This is a genomic window from Catenovulum sp. SX2 (genome assembly GCF_052056295.1).
GTDB lineage: Bacteria > Pseudomonadota > Gammaproteobacteria > Enterobacterales > Alteromonadaceae > Catenovulum.
The window spans coordinates 1,975,971-1,991,597 of record NZ_CP182493.1 but is presented as its reverse complement, the minus strand read 5'-3'; the positions used below and the strand labels follow the sequence as shown (position 1 = coordinate 1,991,597).

Here is a 15,627-nt window from a genome sequence, read left to right as displayed (position 1 = left end):
GAAAAGCCTAATGGAATTATCAGTTGAAATTAGTTTGTACCCACTTGCCCAGCAAGAGTACGAAGAGCAAATTTGGGATTTTATTAAACGTATTCGTCAATACCCAGATATTCGGATAAAAACCAATGGTATGAGTTCGCAAGTATTTGGTGAATATCACCAAGTGATGAACTGTTTAACCCTTGAAATGGAACGTGTTTATCAAGAAATTGGTAAAGCGGTATTTGTGTGTAAATACATAATGGGCGACAGGTCGCATATTGATGAGTGAGATAATCAGCTCAATAACCAATGAAATATTAGCAATGAACTGGCTAGAACTGATTGCAGTGATAGCCAGTTTAGCCTATGTGATATTAGCCGGAAAAAGCAACATTTGGTGTTGGCCTGCGGCTTTTATTGCCAGTGGTTTATATTGTTATATCTTTTTAAATGTAAACCTATTTATGGACAGCGCCTTGCAAGTTTATTACATAGCAATGGCTGTGTATGGTTGGTTGCAATGGCGGCAAATCGCTATTTCATTGGATGACGATGAAGGTACACCGGTTATACAAGATGAACATCCTAATGATGTTGCGCCTATAGTGTCGTGGCCGTTATTTCGTCATTTGAAGATGATAAGCGCTCTGTCGCTTGTGTCTTTGGTTTTGGGTTACGTAATGGAAAATTACACCCAAGCTGATTTTGCCTATTTAGACACATTCACCACTGTATTTAGTGTATACGCAACCTACCTAATTGCTATTCGACTGCTTGAAACTTGGCTGTACTGGGTGGTGATTGATATTGCTGGTTTGTACATATACAGCGAAAAATCACTTAATTTAACCATGTTATTGTTTGCTGGCTACACAGTATTAGCTGCTTGGGCGTATTGGCAATGGCGCACGCTTTACCAACAACAGCAGCAAGCAGGTTACCTAGAACAGCAAGTTAGTTAGATTTATTGTAGGTTATGTTATCACGCACTCAGCAACTGCTTATCCAACAAAACTTTGGTTCAATACTAAATATTGAGTCAATAAACAAAGGTTATAGCAATCAATGTTTTAAGCTGCTGGTGTTAAACAGCAGTAATCAGCAACAAAGCTTGTTTGTTAAATCACTAAACAATAAAGATGTTGCGCATATTCAGCATGAACAACATGCAAGATGCATTGCCGAAAAAGCGATGTTAACGCCTAAGTGTTTATTGCAAAATGCTCAGCAAAAATTGTTGGTGATTGAATATGTGCAAGCGGATAAGCAAGCATGTATTCAAGATATCGCCTTGCTTTTAGCACATACCCACCTAGCACTTACCCACAGCATTGATAGCCAACTGGTGCAAAGCCTCCAACAAAATATTATCCCGCAGCGGCTTGCTGCGGATATTCAAGCGCTAGCCCCAGCCGACAAACTGGATAAAACTCTACTAGAACTTGCGCAGCTGCTAGATAATGAATGCACAAACCAAGTGTTTTGCCATGGTGATATATCGCGCGACAATATATTAAAAACGCGTGATAAAACTTATTTGGTTGATTGGGAATATGCCCGTATGGCAAGCGCTGAATATGATTTAGCTGCGAGCATTTGTATAAATCAATTAAATGTTACTGAGCAAAAACAGCTAGTAGATGAATACCAAAAGCATAGTCAAAGTAGTATTAACCAAGCCTTGTTGTTGCGATATATTCAGGTATTTGAATATTTAAATAAACTTTGGTTTGCAAAGCTGGCTTAAGCCAACTTTGCAAATTAGCAATTAGTGGTGATGTCCACCAACACCGTGTGCATGACCGTGTGCTAACTCTTCTGCAGTAGCTGCACGAACATCTGTTATTTTTAAATCAAAAGTTAAAGTTTTACCAGCTAGTGGATGATTTGTATCAACCGTCACCATAAAACGACCAGCTTTAACCACAGTGACTTGGCGTTGACCCTGCTCAGTATTCACAACAGCAATCATGCCTGGTTTCCAAACTTTAGCGCCCATTAAATGTTTAGCCGGCACACGTTGAATCGCTTGTTCTGACTCATTGCGTTCACCATAAGTTTCGCTAGCTGGTAAAGTTACTGAAAATTCTTCACCAACCGCTTTGCCTTCTAAAGCTGCTTCAACACCTTTCATCATGTTGTTATGGCCATGCAAATAAGCAATAGGATCGGCATTCATGTTTGATTCTAATTGTTTGCCACTTTCATCAGTTAAGCTGTAGTGAAATTGCACCACTGTATCTTTGGTAACTTGCATTTGTTATCTCGAATTTGAATTGAAAATTACCGCGAATCATAGCAGGTATGTAAAGAATGACAATTTTACGCTGTAGGTTGATTTGCGATCAAAAACAACTACATGTAGAAGACATTGAATATGCTATAGTAAACGCCTTAGCTATTATTCAATTTTTATCTTTTTTGGAGATCTAACCTCAATGGCAATTCACAGTATGACGGCTTTTGCTCGTCGCGAGCAAAAAACAGAGTGGGGCACATTTGCATGGGAAATCCGCTCAGTAAACCAAAGATACTTAGAAACCTATTTTCGATTGCCAGAACAATTTAGAGGATTAGAGTCGGTACTGCGTGAAAAAATTCGCAAAGCCATGCAGCGCGGTAAAGTTGAAATAAACTTACGCATAACCGACACAGACAAAAGCACGGGCAACCTAACCATTAATCAAAACTTAGTTGAGCAGCTTTGTCACCATGCACTAAAAATACAAGCTCAGCTCAACAATGCTGTGATTAACCCAGTAGACCTAATGCGTTGGCCGGGAGTGATGCAAGCTGAAGAGCAAGACTTAGATGAGCAACAAGCCCAATTGCTAGCTGAGTTCGATTTAACCATTAAAGACTTTTTAGCCGCGCGAGCCAGCGAAGGCGAAAACTTAAAAGCATTAATCGAGCAGCGTTTAGAAGGTATTGCAAGCCAAGTTGCAATAGTGCGCGAGCAAATGCCACAAGTATTAATTTGGCAACGCGAGCGTTTAACCACACGTTTAGCGGAATTAAAAGAGCAAGTTGACGAAAGCCGCGTAGAGCAAGAATTGATTATGCTTGCGCAGCGTGTAGATGTAGCCGAAGAACTTGACCGTTTAGACTCGCACATTAAAGAAAGCCGCGACAAAATACTGAAAAAAGGTGGCGCCTGCGGCCGCCGCTTAGATTTTATGATGCAAGAATTTAACCGCGAAGCGAATACGTTAGCATCGAAGTCAATTAATACCGAAGTAACCAATGCCGCGGTTGAGGTTAAGGTGTTGATTGAGCAGATGAGGGAACAAATACAAAATATTGAGTGATGTTTCAGGAAGTTTTAATTTTTAAATAAATCATAGGGGTATAAAAATCACTGTTTCACGATCATCCATCAAACACCATAGTATTCGAACAAATTGATGGCAGATTTAGGCTATATTTTAGTCAACTGCCATTTTTGAAAAATCTGCCATCATTCTTAATGTAAGGTTTCGATATAAAAGTAAAAATTAGTGACTCCTCTTTGACGAAAATTATTCGTGAAGGAAAAGTGGGTTATCTGGTAATCATCTTGTGATTCAAGGAAGGGTGTTAAATAAAGCTCAAATTAAATAAGTTTACTTTAATTCTGTCGCGTATTTAGCTCAAAAAACATACATTTAATTTGTTCAAGTTTTAATCTATTGACTTTTAGGATAAACTAATAGAATAGAAGTGTTAATTTTTAAGGTTTTATTATGAGTGCATTAACACAGTCATTAAATACATTTATTGATGATCAAATTAAAACTGGATCTGTCTCTTCTGAAGTAGAAGCAGAGCAATTAATTCAAACGGCTGTTTTTGAAAGGGTACTTGATCGCAAATTAGCACGCGCTGAAGAACAAGTTAAACAAGGGCAATATTTTGAAGCTGATGATAATCTTATCAGTGACGTTTTAGCTGAAGCTAGAACACGTATTAAAACATCTAATTAATGCCTCAGTACAAAGTTATTTTTGCGCTTGAAGCAAAACAAGATTTAATTGATATACAAAATTATATTTATGAAGATAGCCAGAGTTTAGTAATCGCTGATAATTTTGTATTGGATTTATTTCATACCTTAACAGGCTCATTGCCAAATTTCCCTTTCAAACACCCTGTTTACAAAAGATATATCAGAAAATTTGTTTTTCCAGAACATACACACTATTGCGCGTATTTTAAAGTTGATGAAGTACAAAACCAGATTATTGTGCTTGCAATCACTAACACAAGCCAATACACACGCTACAGTGATTTATAGCCTTTAGTATTAGCTAGAACTATAAACGCCAAAGTTTGTTATGTTGTTATTTGTGCAACCTCAAATGATGTCATTTAGGTGAAAATTTAAAGTTCTAATCGAACTATCCGGAATTTCCGGATAGTTGCATTTTGTGCAAATTCACCCTCATTATAGATGTTGATTAAATGCTCATTAATAGTACGCACATCTTTATCGTAAAGTTCAGCCATCACAGCTTGAGATAGCCATAGTGTTTCCGATTCAAAACCACTATCGGGTTTAAATCATAAGCGGGTGATAACTTCCAACCATTCTTCGTTAATAAAAAGCCATGGTTACGCAGGTGATCATCCGTGTTCGACACTGCAATATTAAATACGATACGACGCCATAGCTGTGCTAAATCTACTTCGGTTTGTGCACCACAATTGGAAATAAATTCAGCAATCTCTAGGTAGCTGGCACCTTGAGATTCTTCACCATCATACTTTTCGTTTCCAAAATAGCGCAGCTGTGTCATGGCCGATGAAAAATACAGCCGCTTTTCGCCTTCGCGGTCAAATCGTTTTGTTAAAAAGGTATGATGCCCAGAGGAAAACCGCCTAATTTCACTTGGAAACATATTAACGCCTGCCGACAGAGCCAATTCATAACAGACCACCACCCACGCCCCCACATCATGGTTATCGTTAAAAATGCTTTATCGAAGGCAAAACTAAACACACCACCTCGGCTTGAATCGCTGTAAGAAAGCAGCCCTATTAGCAAAGGCGCTTTGATTGACTGCCTGTCGGCATAGACTTCGACGATTTCACGGCTCATCTTGAACCTGCCAGCAATTTTATATTTTGCAGCTTGATACCAACTTCATCATGAGCGGCCATTTCTGCAAAGTTGCTTTCCATGCCAAGTACGGGCATAACTTTTAAGTAAGTGCCTATAGCAACGCCTGGATCACCTGCGAAGACTTTGTTCACAGTTTTATGATCAAAGCCAGTACGTTCACACAGCAGCTTTTTTGTAAAACCACGTCGCTTCATCGCCAACAGCAAGTCTTCACCAAAAAGAGTCAGGATTTTGCGCTGTTTTGGAAATAGTACATTGTGTAAATCACGCTTAGCCATATCACCAACCAAAGGGACTATATTCCCATTATTAAGTCATTAATGGGAATATAGTCCAACTTTGAAGTTCGACCAACTCTAACACGTAAAATGTGGTGCTATGTTCCTATTTTAACGGGTATTTTGGGATTAATATCCCATATTTTGATTTGGTTGAAGGTTTTCGTCGCGATTTTTGCAAATATTCAGGTAAGCTTGATGCCACTATAATTGAGTCAGTATTTAATAATATTCCGCACAATTGTCGCTGGTTGTAGAACAGTCGGTTAAGCTGTTTTTGTTTGATGTGGATTTGCCGTTGAGATGGTAGGCGGCAAGAATAAAATATAAATAACAACCTGTAAGTTGTTATTTACAAATACAGCCTGCAGATTGTTTTGGTGGTTAGCGTGAACTACACAATTAAGGAAACTGTGATCACTATGATGTTATTACGCAGCGTTGCGCTTAACCGATGTGTAAGAGTGGATTAGGAAAGTACAGCCTTTTTAGGTTGAATATCCATTATTCACCTTTGTCGGTGAATAAATGTCGAATACACAACTCACCTAATTAATTCACCGTTATCGGTTAATTTAATTGAATAATGCTTCGTTGCATCTATAATCACTATATCTGGTGATTAATTATTCATCTCTCTTGTTTTTATAGGTAAGCAAATATGGCAAAGAAGGTTACTGTTTCTGACCTACCTAATACGGAGTTTATTAATAATGCGGAAGTATTGGGTCAATTGATCAAAGCTAAACGTACAAAACTAGGCATAAAAATGGCTGACTGTGCTGCTTTGTGTGGTATTGGCATTAACACATTATCTCGTCTTGAAAATGGTAACGCCAATTGCACATTGGCGGCCATGTTCTCTGTATTAAATGGTTTGGGCATTAAATTAACCACTAACATGTTAATTAACTCTGACTCGCGAACAGAAACGGCTCATTCAATAACTACTGAAAGTGAATGGGTGTAGCCGTGGTTTCTAAAGATCAACCTTCAGCCTATCAACTCAATGTCATGTATGGCGATGAAACCATTGGTATTCAACACTTTGATAGATTGGCTAAACACATATTAGAAAAATCTCAGTACTTAAAGGCGCAAGCTGCTGAAATACCAAGGATTACGGTTTAACACGATTCACTTATATTGCACTTAATAAATTACCTGTTGCTGAAGGGGTAACCCAAATCAAATGGTTCTTTTTGCTATTCCGTCTTTCACCAATATTCAAGAAAATGAGGGGGGTAACTCTCTGCGCATTAATTGACCGCGCATCGGGTCTACTTCTCCAACCTTGTTCCAAGCATGTTTTAGATAGAATTTCTCTGCGCGAATATTGCCGGGAATATAACGCAATAGTGCATATTCACATTGATTGGTGGCGGCTTGCTGCATGACGTATTCGTGAATCACATTCGCTGCGTTTTTGCCTCTGTATGCATCAATTAGGTAGAAAAGGTTTATATAAACAAAAGGCTTTTGTTTATCATCTAGCAATTGGCAGTTAAATTCCAATTGGCCAATTAACGCATCGTCCAGCCAAATATGAATAAACCCAAAGGGGTTACTTGCAGCTAGTTTTTCAAACCAGTTGATTGTGTCTTTTTCAGAGTACCCATCTAAGTTGCCATAGCTGACTAGCCAAGTATCTTGTCTAAATTTTATGCTGTGCTGTAGGTTTTTTTCTAAATTAACGGGGCGGAATTCCAGTTTCATTTGTATCCTTATTTTTTATAAATTTCTGCAGTTGCTTGAGCACTAATCACCCCAACACCAGCTTATGAATTTGCTCGTCTATATCCGCCAATAACTTTTCTGATTCAGCGGGTTCTAGTACACCTTGTTCGGCTAAGTCTTCAATTTTATGCCGGCGTTTATTTAATAACACGCGGGTGGCGAGCAGGGTTTGAATTTGTTGTACTCGTTCTGGTTCAAACTGATTAATCGCGTGCAAATAATGCTGCATTTGTTGTATGTTTTGCTCAAGCTCTTGCGCTATTACATGGTAGATATGTTTGGGTGTTTCTAAGTCGCTTAAATGTCGCCAGTTGGTTTTTTGTGCTTGAATAAAACTATGCGCAATATAAAAAGTCAGTTCGAAATTACTGCCGTCTATTGGTTCTATATAAATTTCTTTTCTAGGATAAATTTTCGGTTCACCATCCAGCGCTTGCTCAACTGCGTCATTGAGCATTTGCACAGCTTTTATACTTAACATGCCTTGGTCGAACTGTTGCCAGTAAAAGCGTTTTTCTGACTCTAAAATACGTCGTTTATATGCAACAATCAGTTCGTGTTCGTCATTGGTTAAATGGTCTATTTCTTCTTCGGTTATCAGTTTATTAATGTGCTCATGCTGCAAAATAACTGACCAATCTGCTGCTTCAAAATTTTCATCTTTACGCAGTTTTTCTATTTCTTTTTGTAGGCTAAGTTGAATATGTAGCTCGGCTTTATCTACGGTTTTTTGTTTGGCTTCGGGTAATTTATTTAGGCCAAGTTTTTCTAATAATAAACGAATGGTGCCACCATTAATGACTATGGTTAATACCACTATGCCTGCGGTTAAAAACAGAATTTGTTCACCAACTGCTTTGGGAATATGTTCACTTTGCACCACAGATAATGCTAGCGCTAACGCAACTGCGCCGCGCAGTCCACCCCAAATCAGCACAATTGATTTGTCGTTGCTTAAACCTAGGCCCATATGTTTTAACAAGGGCGATAAAGCAACAATTGAGAAACCACGTATAACCAATATCGCCAAATATAAAACGGCCAACATTAACCATGCTTGCAGATCGTCTAAACGAATTTTTACCGCGACTATAATGCCAACCAATACAAAAATAAGAGTATTGGCTAGGTAGGCCATTAACTCCCAAAATTGATGTAAGAAGTGTTTAACTTCAGCGGAAATGCGCGTGCGACCTTGTGCTGCGAGCAATATGCCTAACGTAACAACCGCAACCACACCGGATACATGAAATACCCCTTCGGCCAGATAAAAAACTAAATAGGCGGTGGCGATAGATGAGGTTATTTCGATTAGTGGATCGTTAAATATTCGACCTAGCCATAAAATCATTAACCAACCGCCAGCTAAACCTATTACAAAACCAAAGCTGACTACCCAAGTGAAATCGCCAATTACATGCAAGGGGCTTACTGCGGCGCTATGGCTTGCAGTTAACATGCTATAAAACAGGGTAAATAATACTATGGCTGTACCGTCGTTTAACAGTGATTCACCTTCAATTAGGGTTTCTAAACGTTTACGTGAACTGAGTTCTTTGAGTAAGGCAACTACTGCAACTGGGTCGGTGGCGCTTATCAGCGCACCAAACATTAAACAGGTTGGCCAGCTCCAGTCCCACGGGAATAGATATTTAACAAAAGCTGCGGTTAATACGGTGCAGATAATTAAACCCGGCACTGCCAGCAGTGCTATTTGGCTAAAAGCACGTTTAAATAAATGCGTTTGAATTGAGTGGGCGGATTCAAATATCAGTGTGGGTAAAAATAAAAACAGAATTAAATGTGGGTCTATATCCGCAACTAATTGCACAGTATGGTTATACACGTCGGGCATGTCTGCTTGGTCGAAGCGGTAGATTAAGCCAAATAAAATACCTACTAACAAAAGTGCGACTGTGTAAGGCAGTGCTACTTGTTTAAGCAAATGGCGCAAACTGACACCAACCAATAAAGTAACACTAACAAATAGCAGTATTTGCACACCAACATGCTCAAGCATAATAAGTCCTTCAATTTGCGTTCTGAGCAAAGTGTAGCACTTGTTATGCTTGTAGAGCTAAATCACGATAAAATTACAACTTAAGCAATATATCGTCGGCTATTTTGCTTTTAACTTCTGAAGCTGTTTTTAGGCTAAAACTCCACTCAGAAGCTTGATTTGATACTTGGCGATATTCGCCTTTTTCATCTTTATCCCAAGTAGTTACATAAATGCGACTACCTTGCCATTGCTCAACATCTAAAAACTCGCCGCGATAGGTTAAGGTAATGGTTTTTGCTTGTTTATCTACTTGAATGTCTGGCGCGTAACTAAACTTTTCACCATCTTGCTCTGCCGACGAACCTGTATTGGTAAAAATATAATTGCCCCAACCGAATAGACTATTAGCTAAATTCCAATTTAATCCGGCTGGCATAGTTGCATTTAATTTGGGTAGTGCGGTAGCGCCTGTTTTATTAGCTAAATCAATAAACACAGTTAAGGCTAGGTGATCCATACCATTTGGTGGCGCCCAATCAGTCGAGATATCACACATAGTGAGTGTTAGTTGTAAGTTCTTACCTGCGTATTTAGCGCTGGCCGATTGAATATCCAGATAACAGGCATTTTGTTGATAACCGGCTAATTGGTATTGATTGGCTGACCCTTTGTCATCCCCAGTTGGATCTTGTTGGGTGATTTGTTTGCCTTGTTGATAACTAACCTTATATAACTGCTTTTCGCTGCTGATATTCAATTCTGGTGAATATATTTCAACAGAATGTGGGTAACTGCCTAAATCATTCACTGGTAGGTCAACTTGCCAAGCTCCATTTTTATCTGCGGTAAATGCTTTGGCATTACTTAAACGGCCGTCTATTACGCGCAACAATTTTGCATTCGCTTGGCTCACTTGACCACTGATGCTAGCTTGGTTTTGATTAACAAACTCTTTGGCAATTTTGTTGCTTGTTATCCAATTATTCTGCTTGTTTTGTTTAGTCTGTTTATTGGCTGTTACGCCTTTTTCTGCGTAAAAAACAGCGACCGAGCGCGCTGGTAATACTCCGGTAAAACCTTGACTATTAGTTAAAGATTCGGCTTTGGTTAAATTTAAACTAAACAGCAGTTTTGCCTGTGTTTGAGGGTTTAACGAGGTATTGATTTGGCTGAGTAATACTGGCTCATTGGCAGTATTCATCAACACATAAGCCGATTGACCTTGATAACTTTGTTGGTAAGCAAATACACCCGCACCAAATTCGCTATCAGCTAATATGTTCAACTTGCCATGGGTAAATACTTTCGACTGATTACGTAATTTTGCCAAAGTTTGAATGTGTTTATACATTTCAGAGTTGGGATTAAATTGGCTGACTTCTGAGCCATAGCCACCAGCAAACATGGTTTGGCGCGCAAGCACGTGTGCTTGTTCATCACCTTGGTAAATAACTGGAATACCCGGCGTGGTAAACAATAAAACATAAGCTTGTTTAAATCCGTCGATATTACCAGCTTGTAAAAAACGCACTACGTCATGATTGTCGATAAAATTCACTAACTTGCCAGTGTCTGCATAAACTTTTTGCGCAAGCGCTAAACGGTAACTGAGTTGCGCGGTTGGTTTACCTCCGGCAAAAATGTTTTCAATTTCTTTGTAGAGTGGAAAGTTAATTGGTGCGTCGATACGTTTTGTTGTGTCGTCGCTTAAGTATTTTTTGATTGTTTGTTCACCATCATCTTGGTAGGGCAGTGACGTATTAAATATTTCGCCAAAGGTAAAAAAATCATCGCGCCCTGTGGTTTTGGCAATGGCTTTTACTCCGTCATCAGCGTGAATAAAGTCGTTATAAAATTCGGCGTCTACATATTTGGCTGTGTCTATTCTAAAAGCATCAACGCCTGCATTTTTTACCCAGTCACCATAACTTTGTTTTAGTGCGTGACGCACATGTGGGTTTTGGGTATTTAAGTCGTCTAAATCGGCAGACTGATAATGTTTAACTTGGTAGGGGTCGTTCACCGAGCTAATAGCCGGTGTCCAATGGTAAATGTTTTGCTTAAATTCACTATCGAGTAATGCGTTATTCAAATTAAACGGGAACTGTTCAGGTTTAGCCGTAGGAATAGATTGTTGATTAAGCACAAAGTTTTGTTGTGGGTTATTTGGGTTGTATTCACCTTGATAAGTAAAGAAATTACCTGTGTGATTAACCACAATATCTTGAATTAAGTACATGCCACGTTTGTGCAAACTACGTGATAAATTTTGGTAATCGGTCAAAGTACCATAGTGTTCGTCGACTTTATCAAAGTCGCGCGCCCAATAACCGTGATAACCCCAGTACTGCGCAATTGGGTCGTACCATTGGTTGGCAACATGTGGGGTTGTCCACACGGCGGTTATGCCTAAGTTTTGTAAATAATCGAGTTGCTGAGTAATACCTTGAATATCACCACCGTTGTATTTACTTGCAGCCCCCGGTTGATAAACACCAACGCCTTGATCATTGTTTGTTGGGTTACCGTCGTTAAATCTGTCAATCATCAAAAAATAGATCACTTGTTCACGCCAGTCAGGTGAGGGCACATGCAATGGCCCAAGTTGTTCGTTGGCAAAACTGCTGCAAGTTAGAGTTAACAAACTTGTTATGCTTAAGGTTGTTAGTCTGTTTTTATTGATTAAGGGCATGGGTTAAATCCTAAAAAGTGTAACTCACTTTAAAAAATGCAGCTTTTTGCTGGGTGGTAAAACCTTGTAATACAGAGTCATCCAGCATATTGATTGAAAAACCAAAGTGCGCTGCGGTAAATGCATCAAATCTCCAGCTATGAATAAATTTAGCTGACACTGATTGATTGTGCTGTAGATAATTGAACTCTTGTTGCTGAATATTTTGTTTGAGGTTGTTGTAAACCACCGACAGTTTGCTTTTATGGCTGTGGTTATATTGGTAGCTAACGCGTAAATCCGACAAGTTCACTAGGTATAAGTCGTTACTGCCAGAGTCCATATTTTCGTATGTATGAGTGAGTTGAATGTTGAGGTGTTTGTTTACATTCCACTTCACAATTGGCTGTACTTGCCATTTGTCGCCTTGGCGATTATTAAAATAGTCGACTGCATTGGCTCGCAGCAAAAGTACGCTGCTAAATACACTTGGGGTTAGGTTCATTTCGCCATAAAAGAAGGCAAAATTGGTATTAAACATACCTTGGTCTAAATATCGCCCGACTTTGTGTTGAATGCCCGCACCTGTGCTAATGCGCGATTGTTTAGGGCCTTTAAAGTTAAATTGAATTTCAACATTGTCTTCAATTGGCTGGTTATCGAGCGTGCTTTTCTTTTCGCCGCCCGCCCAAAATTCAAACTGGCTCCAAGCTGAGTTGGCAAAATACTCAACGTAACCCGCTCGTACTTTTTGATATTTACGATTAACACTGTTTACTTGGCCTAAATCGGCACGAAAATCTTCTGCGACTTGTTGGTACTCTGCATTAAACCAAAAGTTGCGCTGATTATGATTAAGCTTGATTTGCCAAGCTTCGCCACTGCCCGGTGAGGTTTGCTCAAAAACATCTGGATACTGAGTGTCAGACCAAACAAATTGCCCTTCAATTGTGGTGCTGTCGGTTAAGCTATATTTGCTGTCTAGCGCTACTACGTGGTTATGGTAATCATCGCTTTGTCGTGAGGTTGCAAATGCACCTATGCTAAAATCTTCGCTGCTATCAAAGCGATAACGAGCCGCGGCGTTAGTGCTTTTTTGTTGGTATTCAACAATGCTTGAACCCAAGGTGCCGGGTAGCTGAACCAAAGTTGATTCGTCGTTAGTTAACAGTGTGGCAAAACTATGTTGTTGACTGCGGCTGACAAACTTAACCCCAGCTTCTGGTTTGGCAATGTTACGTGTATGCAATAAATTAAATAAGCTGCCGAATTGGTCGCTGTTTTCAACAAAAAAACGGCGTTTTTCATCAAAATACAAGGCGTATGTACTGTTGATATCTAGCTGCGCGCTGTCTGCTTCCACTTGTGAAAAATCTGGATTAATCGTCGCGGTTAATCTGCTGTTCGAGCTAATTTGCCAGTTTAAATCTGCGCCAATTTCTACTTGATCGTCTGACTGCCATTGCTCTGGGTCGAAGCGTTGGCGCTGCTTTTGGCTGATCGCCGAAAGAGTTGGGGTAAATAAAAATTGGCTGGCAGTGGTTGCTTGTTCAAAACCGCTGATACTTTGCATTTGGCACAATACACATTCTTGGTTTTTGTCTTTTTTAACATTGGATATTTGATAGTGAACGTTGCGCGGGTATTTACGAATAAACTCTATTTGCCAGTTTTTCAGTTGCTTGCTGTCGGCAAAACTCAGCTGATCAAATGGGATTTTAAATTCTGCGCTATATCCTAACTCTGTTAGCTGGGTTTTTGCTTGCCAAATAGCATTCCAGTCATCTGCTGTTGATTTATCAAATTCGTTTTCTAATGAATCAATTTGCACTGAATCTGGGTTAACAAAAAACTGATAAGCAAATTTAGCATTGTTGTAGGTATCGAGTTTAAATCCAACTAAATCGTCATCCCAAACAAGATCTCTGTCTTTTAAATGCGAACGAATTTGTGCTGGGTTGGGATCATTGGCTTTAAAACCCACATATAAATAATGTGCATCATGAAATACATATGCTGTGGTTGTTACTGGCGCTTGCGTATTGTCGTACGGAAAAGTTACATAATTTAGTTGAAACACGGCGGCTTGTTGCCAAACACTTTCGTTTAATTGACCGTCCAATACTATTTGCTCAGACAAGTTTGGGATGCTGATTGTATTGGCAATAGCTGATGTACTAAACACGCCAGCAGCTAAGATTAAAGTGATTGTTTTTATTAGTTTTTGATACATGAAAAATTAGTCTCTTACCGCTAAGGTTAATGCCATATCAAGGTTGTCCAGTGGCTGCTGATTTTTGTCTAAAGTGGTGAATTGACCGAGCTCAAGAAAACCCGCTTTTTGGTAAAAACGTACGGCTTGAACGTTAGTTTTTTGTGTTCCGCCCATTAAAATTATCTGATCTGTACCTAACAATTGAGCTTGCTGAATAAGTGCTGGCATAACCGCACTGGCGATGTTTTTGCTTTGATAATCGTCCGTAATGCAAGGGGCAAATACCTTGCTGTTGGCGCTTAAGGTGAGTTGGTAATTTTGGTAGCGAGCTGCGTCTTCTGGATAAGACTCGGCTGAATAATTATCCAAAATCAGATAACCAATAATTTTGTTATGTTTGGCTGTACAGATTACATATCGAGTGGATATCAACTTTTCGTCAGAGCATAAAGTATGTGCATACGCCGCAGTCATTGGATGTGGTGCATAACGACTGCGCGTTGCATCAGACAAGCCGGCAAAAAAATGCGCTAGCTCAACAGTGTCCTGTTGATGTAGTTGGCGAAATACAAAACGTTCGCCTTGTTGATTGCTAAATATGGTTGCGTGCATAAGGTGTTTTCCAGTTTGGACATACAATTCTACTTTTATATGTTGCAACTATGTTATTGAATACGAATGCAGCAGCCCATCTTGTTAGTTATCTAATGCCTTTGAATTGGTATCATTCTTTCTACACAACAAAGTGGGAATGGTTAGATGCAAAATGGCGATATTATTCAGCTTGGTCAGCGCTGCGTAGAACATTATTTAGCGGACGATGAATTTGCTGCGTTAAAAAGCTGGCAAATTTATATGGGCGGTTTGTCAGTATTGGAAGGCGACTACCATGTAGCGCGCACTTTGCCACAACAGCATTTGGTTGTATTTACTGTGAAAGGCCGTGGGGTATGGCATGCAGACTATCCCGAATTTGACTATATAAACACAGGTGACGCTTTGTTTATCCCTGCTGGTAGCCCGTTCAATTTTAAAGCTTGTTTGCATCAAGGCTGGCAAACTGTCTGGTTTATTTTACCCGCAGGTGGTTTTTGGCAATCATTCCCTCAGCAAATTAAGTTAATTCGCTCATCAACTGCAATTTACGACGATGTAGGTCAGCAATGCGTGAAAATTTTGCAAGGCATGTTGCAGGAGCGTTTTGCCGATGATGTGCTGTCGCAACAAATGCATCAAACTTATGCGCAGCAAATTTATATTTTATTAAAGCGTCAGTTGCAGCAATTAGACGAAGTGGTCGATTTAAACGTAAAACGTGTACAAGCTTTGTTTAGGCAAGTGGCGTTGCAACCTGAACAAAAGTGGACTGTAGAGCGCATGTGCCAGCAGTGTAATTATTCGCGCGCGCATTTATTTAGATTATGCCAGCAAACTTTTGCTTGTTCACCACTACAAAAAATAACCCAAATACGCATGCAAAAAGCTGGGTTGTTATTAAAAACCACCCAGTTATCAATTCAACAAATTGCTGATTTAGTTGGTTACGACAACCCGTTTAATTTTTCCACTCGTTTTAAACAATGGATGAAAGTATCACCGAGCCAGTATAGGGGGCTGGTGGAAAATTAAAGCCTATTCGTG

Annotated in this window: 16 protein-coding genes and 1 pseudogene; 9 read left to right on the top strand and 8 right to left on the bottom strand. The window is 39.5% G+C overall.

Annotated features, from left to right (window positions below; genetic code table 11):
- The first annotated feature begins 10 nt into the window (after nucleotides 1–10).
- The 3 genes from ACMZOO_RS08360 to ACMZOO_RS08350 are packed head-to-tail and all read left to right on the top strand — an operon-like array spanning nucleotide 11 to nucleotide 1,729.
- Entirely contained in the window at nucleotides 11–271 is a 261-nt protein-coding gene (locus ACMZOO_RS08360; RefSeq protein ID WP_440906228.1) for a hypothetical protein, read from the top strand.
- Nucleotides 264–944, top strand: coding sequence for a nicotinamide riboside transporter PnuC (gene pnuC, locus ACMZOO_RS08355; protein WP_440906227.1), 681 nt, complete (start codon nucleotides 264–266; stop codon nucleotides 942–944). Before ACMZOO_RS08360 ends, pnuC begins: the two co-directional genes overlap by 8 nt.
- Before the next feature lie 14 nt (nucleotides 945–958).
- Nucleotides 959–1,729 (top strand): phosphotransferase, encoded by a 771-nt coding sequence (locus ACMZOO_RS08350; protein WP_440906226.1) that lies wholly within the window; start codon nucleotides 959–961, stop codon nucleotides 1,727–1,729.
- A gap of 21 nt (nucleotides 1,730–1,750) precedes the next feature.
- On the opposite strand, the gene ACMZOO_RS08345 is transcribed toward ACMZOO_RS08350, so the two are convergent.
- Nucleotides 1,751–2,239: an FKBP-type peptidyl-prolyl cis-trans isomerase gene (locus tag ACMZOO_RS08345; RefSeq protein WP_440906225.1), complete on the bottom strand. Its 489-nt coding sequence runs from the start codon at nucleotides 2,237–2,239 to the stop codon at nucleotides 1,751–1,753.
- A gap of 181 nt (nucleotides 2,240–2,420) precedes the next feature.
- Between ACMZOO_RS08345 and ACMZOO_RS08340 the strand changes: the two genes are divergently transcribed.
- The 3 genes from ACMZOO_RS08340 (at nucleotide 2,421) to ACMZOO_RS08330 (ending at nucleotide 4,255) form a co-directional block, all read left to right on the top strand.
- Complete coding sequence (locus ACMZOO_RS08340) at nucleotides 2,421–3,290, top strand: YicC/YloC family endoribonuclease (protein ID WP_440906224.1); 870 nt, start codon at nucleotides 2,421–2,423, stop codon at nucleotides 3,288–3,290.
- A 414-nt stretch (nucleotides 3,291–3,704) separates the two neighbouring features.
- Nucleotides 3,705–3,944 carry a hypothetical protein gene (locus tag ACMZOO_RS08335; protein WP_440906223.1) on the top strand — a complete coding sequence of 80 codons (240 nt, stop codon included), beginning with the start codon at nucleotides 3,705–3,707 and terminating at the stop codon, nucleotides 3,942–3,944.
- Nucleotides 3,944–4,255 carry a type II toxin-antitoxin system RelE/ParE family toxin gene (locus ACMZOO_RS08330; protein ID WP_440906222.1) on the top strand — a complete coding sequence of 104 codons (312 nt, stop codon included), beginning with the start codon at nucleotides 3,944–3,946 and terminating at the stop codon, nucleotides 4,253–4,255. The genes ACMZOO_RS08335 and ACMZOO_RS08330 overlap by 1 nt, the downstream gene beginning before the upstream one ends.
- A 250-nt stretch (nucleotides 4,256–4,505) precedes the next feature.
- Here the strand turns inward: ACMZOO_RS08330 and ACMZOO_RS08325 are convergent.
- Nucleotides 4,506–4,928: pseudogene (locus ACMZOO_RS08325) on the bottom strand (HipA domain-containing protein); the annotation flags it as partial.
- 127 nt (nucleotides 4,929–5,055) lie between these two features.
- Complete coding sequence (locus ACMZOO_RS08320; protein ID WP_440906221.1) at nucleotides 5,056–5,361, bottom strand: transcriptional regulator; 306 nt, start codon at nucleotides 5,359–5,361, stop codon at nucleotides 5,056–5,058.
- A 661-nt stretch (nucleotides 5,362–6,022) separates the two neighbouring features.
- On the opposite strand from ACMZOO_RS08320, the gene ACMZOO_RS08315 reads away from it, so the two are divergent.
- Together ACMZOO_RS08315 and ACMZOO_RS08310 are read left to right on the top strand one after the other, a co-directional pair.
- The gene (locus tag ACMZOO_RS08315; RefSeq protein ID WP_440906220.1) at nucleotides 6,023–6,331 is read left to right on the top strand and encodes a helix-turn-helix domain-containing protein; all 309 of its coding nucleotides are present in this window, start codon (nucleotides 6,023–6,025) and stop codon (nucleotides 6,329–6,331) included.
- A 2-nt stretch (nucleotides 6,332–6,333) separates the two neighbouring features.
- Nucleotides 6,334–6,492 carry a hypothetical protein gene (locus ACMZOO_RS08310; RefSeq protein WP_440906219.1) on the top strand — a complete coding sequence of 53 codons (159 nt, stop codon included), beginning with the start codon at nucleotides 6,334–6,336 and terminating at the stop codon, nucleotides 6,490–6,492.
- Between the two features lie 96 nt (nucleotides 6,493–6,588).
- Here the strand turns inward: ACMZOO_RS08310 and ACMZOO_RS08305 are convergent, their stop codons facing one another.
- The 5 genes from ACMZOO_RS08305 to ACMZOO_RS08285 all read right to left on the bottom strand — a co-directional run bounded on the left by ACMZOO_RS08305 (nucleotide 6,589) and on the right by ACMZOO_RS08285 (nucleotide 14,598).
- Nucleotides 6,589–7,077, bottom strand: coding sequence for a GNAT family N-acetyltransferase (locus ACMZOO_RS08305; RefSeq protein ID WP_440906218.1), 489 nt, complete (start codon nucleotides 7,075–7,077; stop codon nucleotides 6,589–6,591).
- Between the two features lie 46 nt (nucleotides 7,078–7,123).
- Nucleotides 7,124–9,118: a cation:proton antiporter gene (locus ACMZOO_RS08300; RefSeq protein ID WP_440906217.1), complete on the bottom strand. Its 1,995-nt coding sequence runs from the start codon at nucleotides 9,116–9,118 to the stop codon at nucleotides 7,124–7,126.
- Between the two features lie 73 nt (nucleotides 9,119–9,191).
- Complete coding sequence (locus ACMZOO_RS08295) at nucleotides 9,192–11,792, bottom strand: alpha-amylase family glycosyl hydrolase (RefSeq protein WP_440906216.1); 2,601 nt, start codon at nucleotides 11,790–11,792, stop codon at nucleotides 9,192–9,194.
- 10 nt (nucleotides 11,793–11,802) lie between these two features.
- Nucleotides 11,803–14,004 carry a DUF5916 domain-containing protein gene (locus ACMZOO_RS08290; protein WP_440906215.1) on the bottom strand — a complete coding sequence of 734 codons (2,202 nt, stop codon included), beginning with the start codon at nucleotides 14,002–14,004 and terminating at the stop codon, nucleotides 11,803–11,805.
- Between the two features lie 6 nt (nucleotides 14,005–14,010).
- The gene (locus ACMZOO_RS08285) at nucleotides 14,011–14,598 is read right to left on the bottom strand and encodes an N-acetyltransferase family protein (protein ID WP_440906214.1); all 588 of its coding nucleotides are present in this window, start codon (nucleotides 14,596–14,598) and stop codon (nucleotides 14,011–14,013) included.
- Nucleotides 14,599–14,745: 147 nt separating this feature from the next.
- Between ACMZOO_RS08285 and ACMZOO_RS08280 the strand changes: the two genes are divergently transcribed.
- On the top strand, nucleotides 14,746–15,615 hold the full coding sequence (locus ACMZOO_RS08280) for an AraC family transcriptional regulator (protein ID WP_440906213.1): 870 nt from the start codon (nucleotides 14,746–14,748) through the stop codon (nucleotides 15,613–15,615).
- The last annotated feature ends 12 nt before the right edge of the window (nucleotides 15,616–15,627 follow it).

Coding starts and splice junctions, on each gene's coding strand:
- ACMZOO_RS08360 (WP_440906228.1), top strand. CDS start 11: ATGGAATTATCAGTTGAAATTAGTTTGTACCCACTTGCCCAGCAAGAG.
- pnuC (WP_440906227.1), top strand. CDS start 264: ATGAGTGAGATAATCAGCTCAATAACCAATGAAATATTAGCAATGAAC.
- ACMZOO_RS08350 (WP_440906226.1), top strand. CDS start 959: ATGTTATCACGCACTCAGCAACTGCTTATCCAACAAAACTTTGGTTCA.
- ACMZOO_RS08345 (WP_440906225.1), bottom strand. CDS start 2,239: ATGCAAGTTACCAAAGATACAGTGGTGCAATTTCACTACAGCTTAACT.
- ACMZOO_RS08340 (WP_440906224.1), top strand. CDS start 2,421: ATGGCAATTCACAGTATGACGGCTTTTGCTCGTCGCGAGCAAAAAACA.
- ACMZOO_RS08335 (WP_440906223.1), top strand. CDS start 3,705: ATGAGTGCATTAACACAGTCATTAAATACATTTATTGATGATCAAATT.
- ACMZOO_RS08330 (WP_440906222.1), top strand. CDS start 3,944: ATGCCTCAGTACAAAGTTATTTTTGCGCTTGAAGCAAAACAAGATTTA.
- ACMZOO_RS08320 (WP_440906221.1), bottom strand. CDS start 5,361: ATGGCTAAGCGTGATTTACACAATGTACTATTTCCAAAACAGCGCAAA.
- ACMZOO_RS08315 (WP_440906220.1), top strand. CDS start 6,023: ATGGCAAAGAAGGTTACTGTTTCTGACCTACCTAATACGGAGTTTATT.
- ACMZOO_RS08305 (WP_440906218.1), bottom strand. CDS start 7,077: ATGAAACTGGAATTCCGCCCCGTTAATTTAGAAAAAAACCTACAGCAC.
- ACMZOO_RS08300 (WP_440906217.1), bottom strand. CDS start 9,118: ATGCTTGAGCATGTTGGTGTGCAAATACTGCTATTTGTTAGTGTTACT.
- ACMZOO_RS08295 (WP_440906216.1), bottom strand. CDS start 11,792: ATGCCCTTAATCAATAAAAACAGACTAACAACCTTAAGCATAACAAGT.
- ACMZOO_RS08290 (WP_440906215.1), bottom strand. CDS start 14,004: ATGTATCAAAAACTAATAAAAACAATCACTTTAATCTTAGCTGCTGGC.
- ACMZOO_RS08285 (WP_440906214.1), bottom strand. CDS start 14,598: ATGCACGCAACCATATTTAGCAATCAACAAGGCGAACGTTTTGTATTT.
- ACMZOO_RS08280 (WP_440906213.1), top strand. CDS start 14,746: ATGCAAAATGGCGATATTATTCAGCTTGGTCAGCGCTGCGTAGAACAT.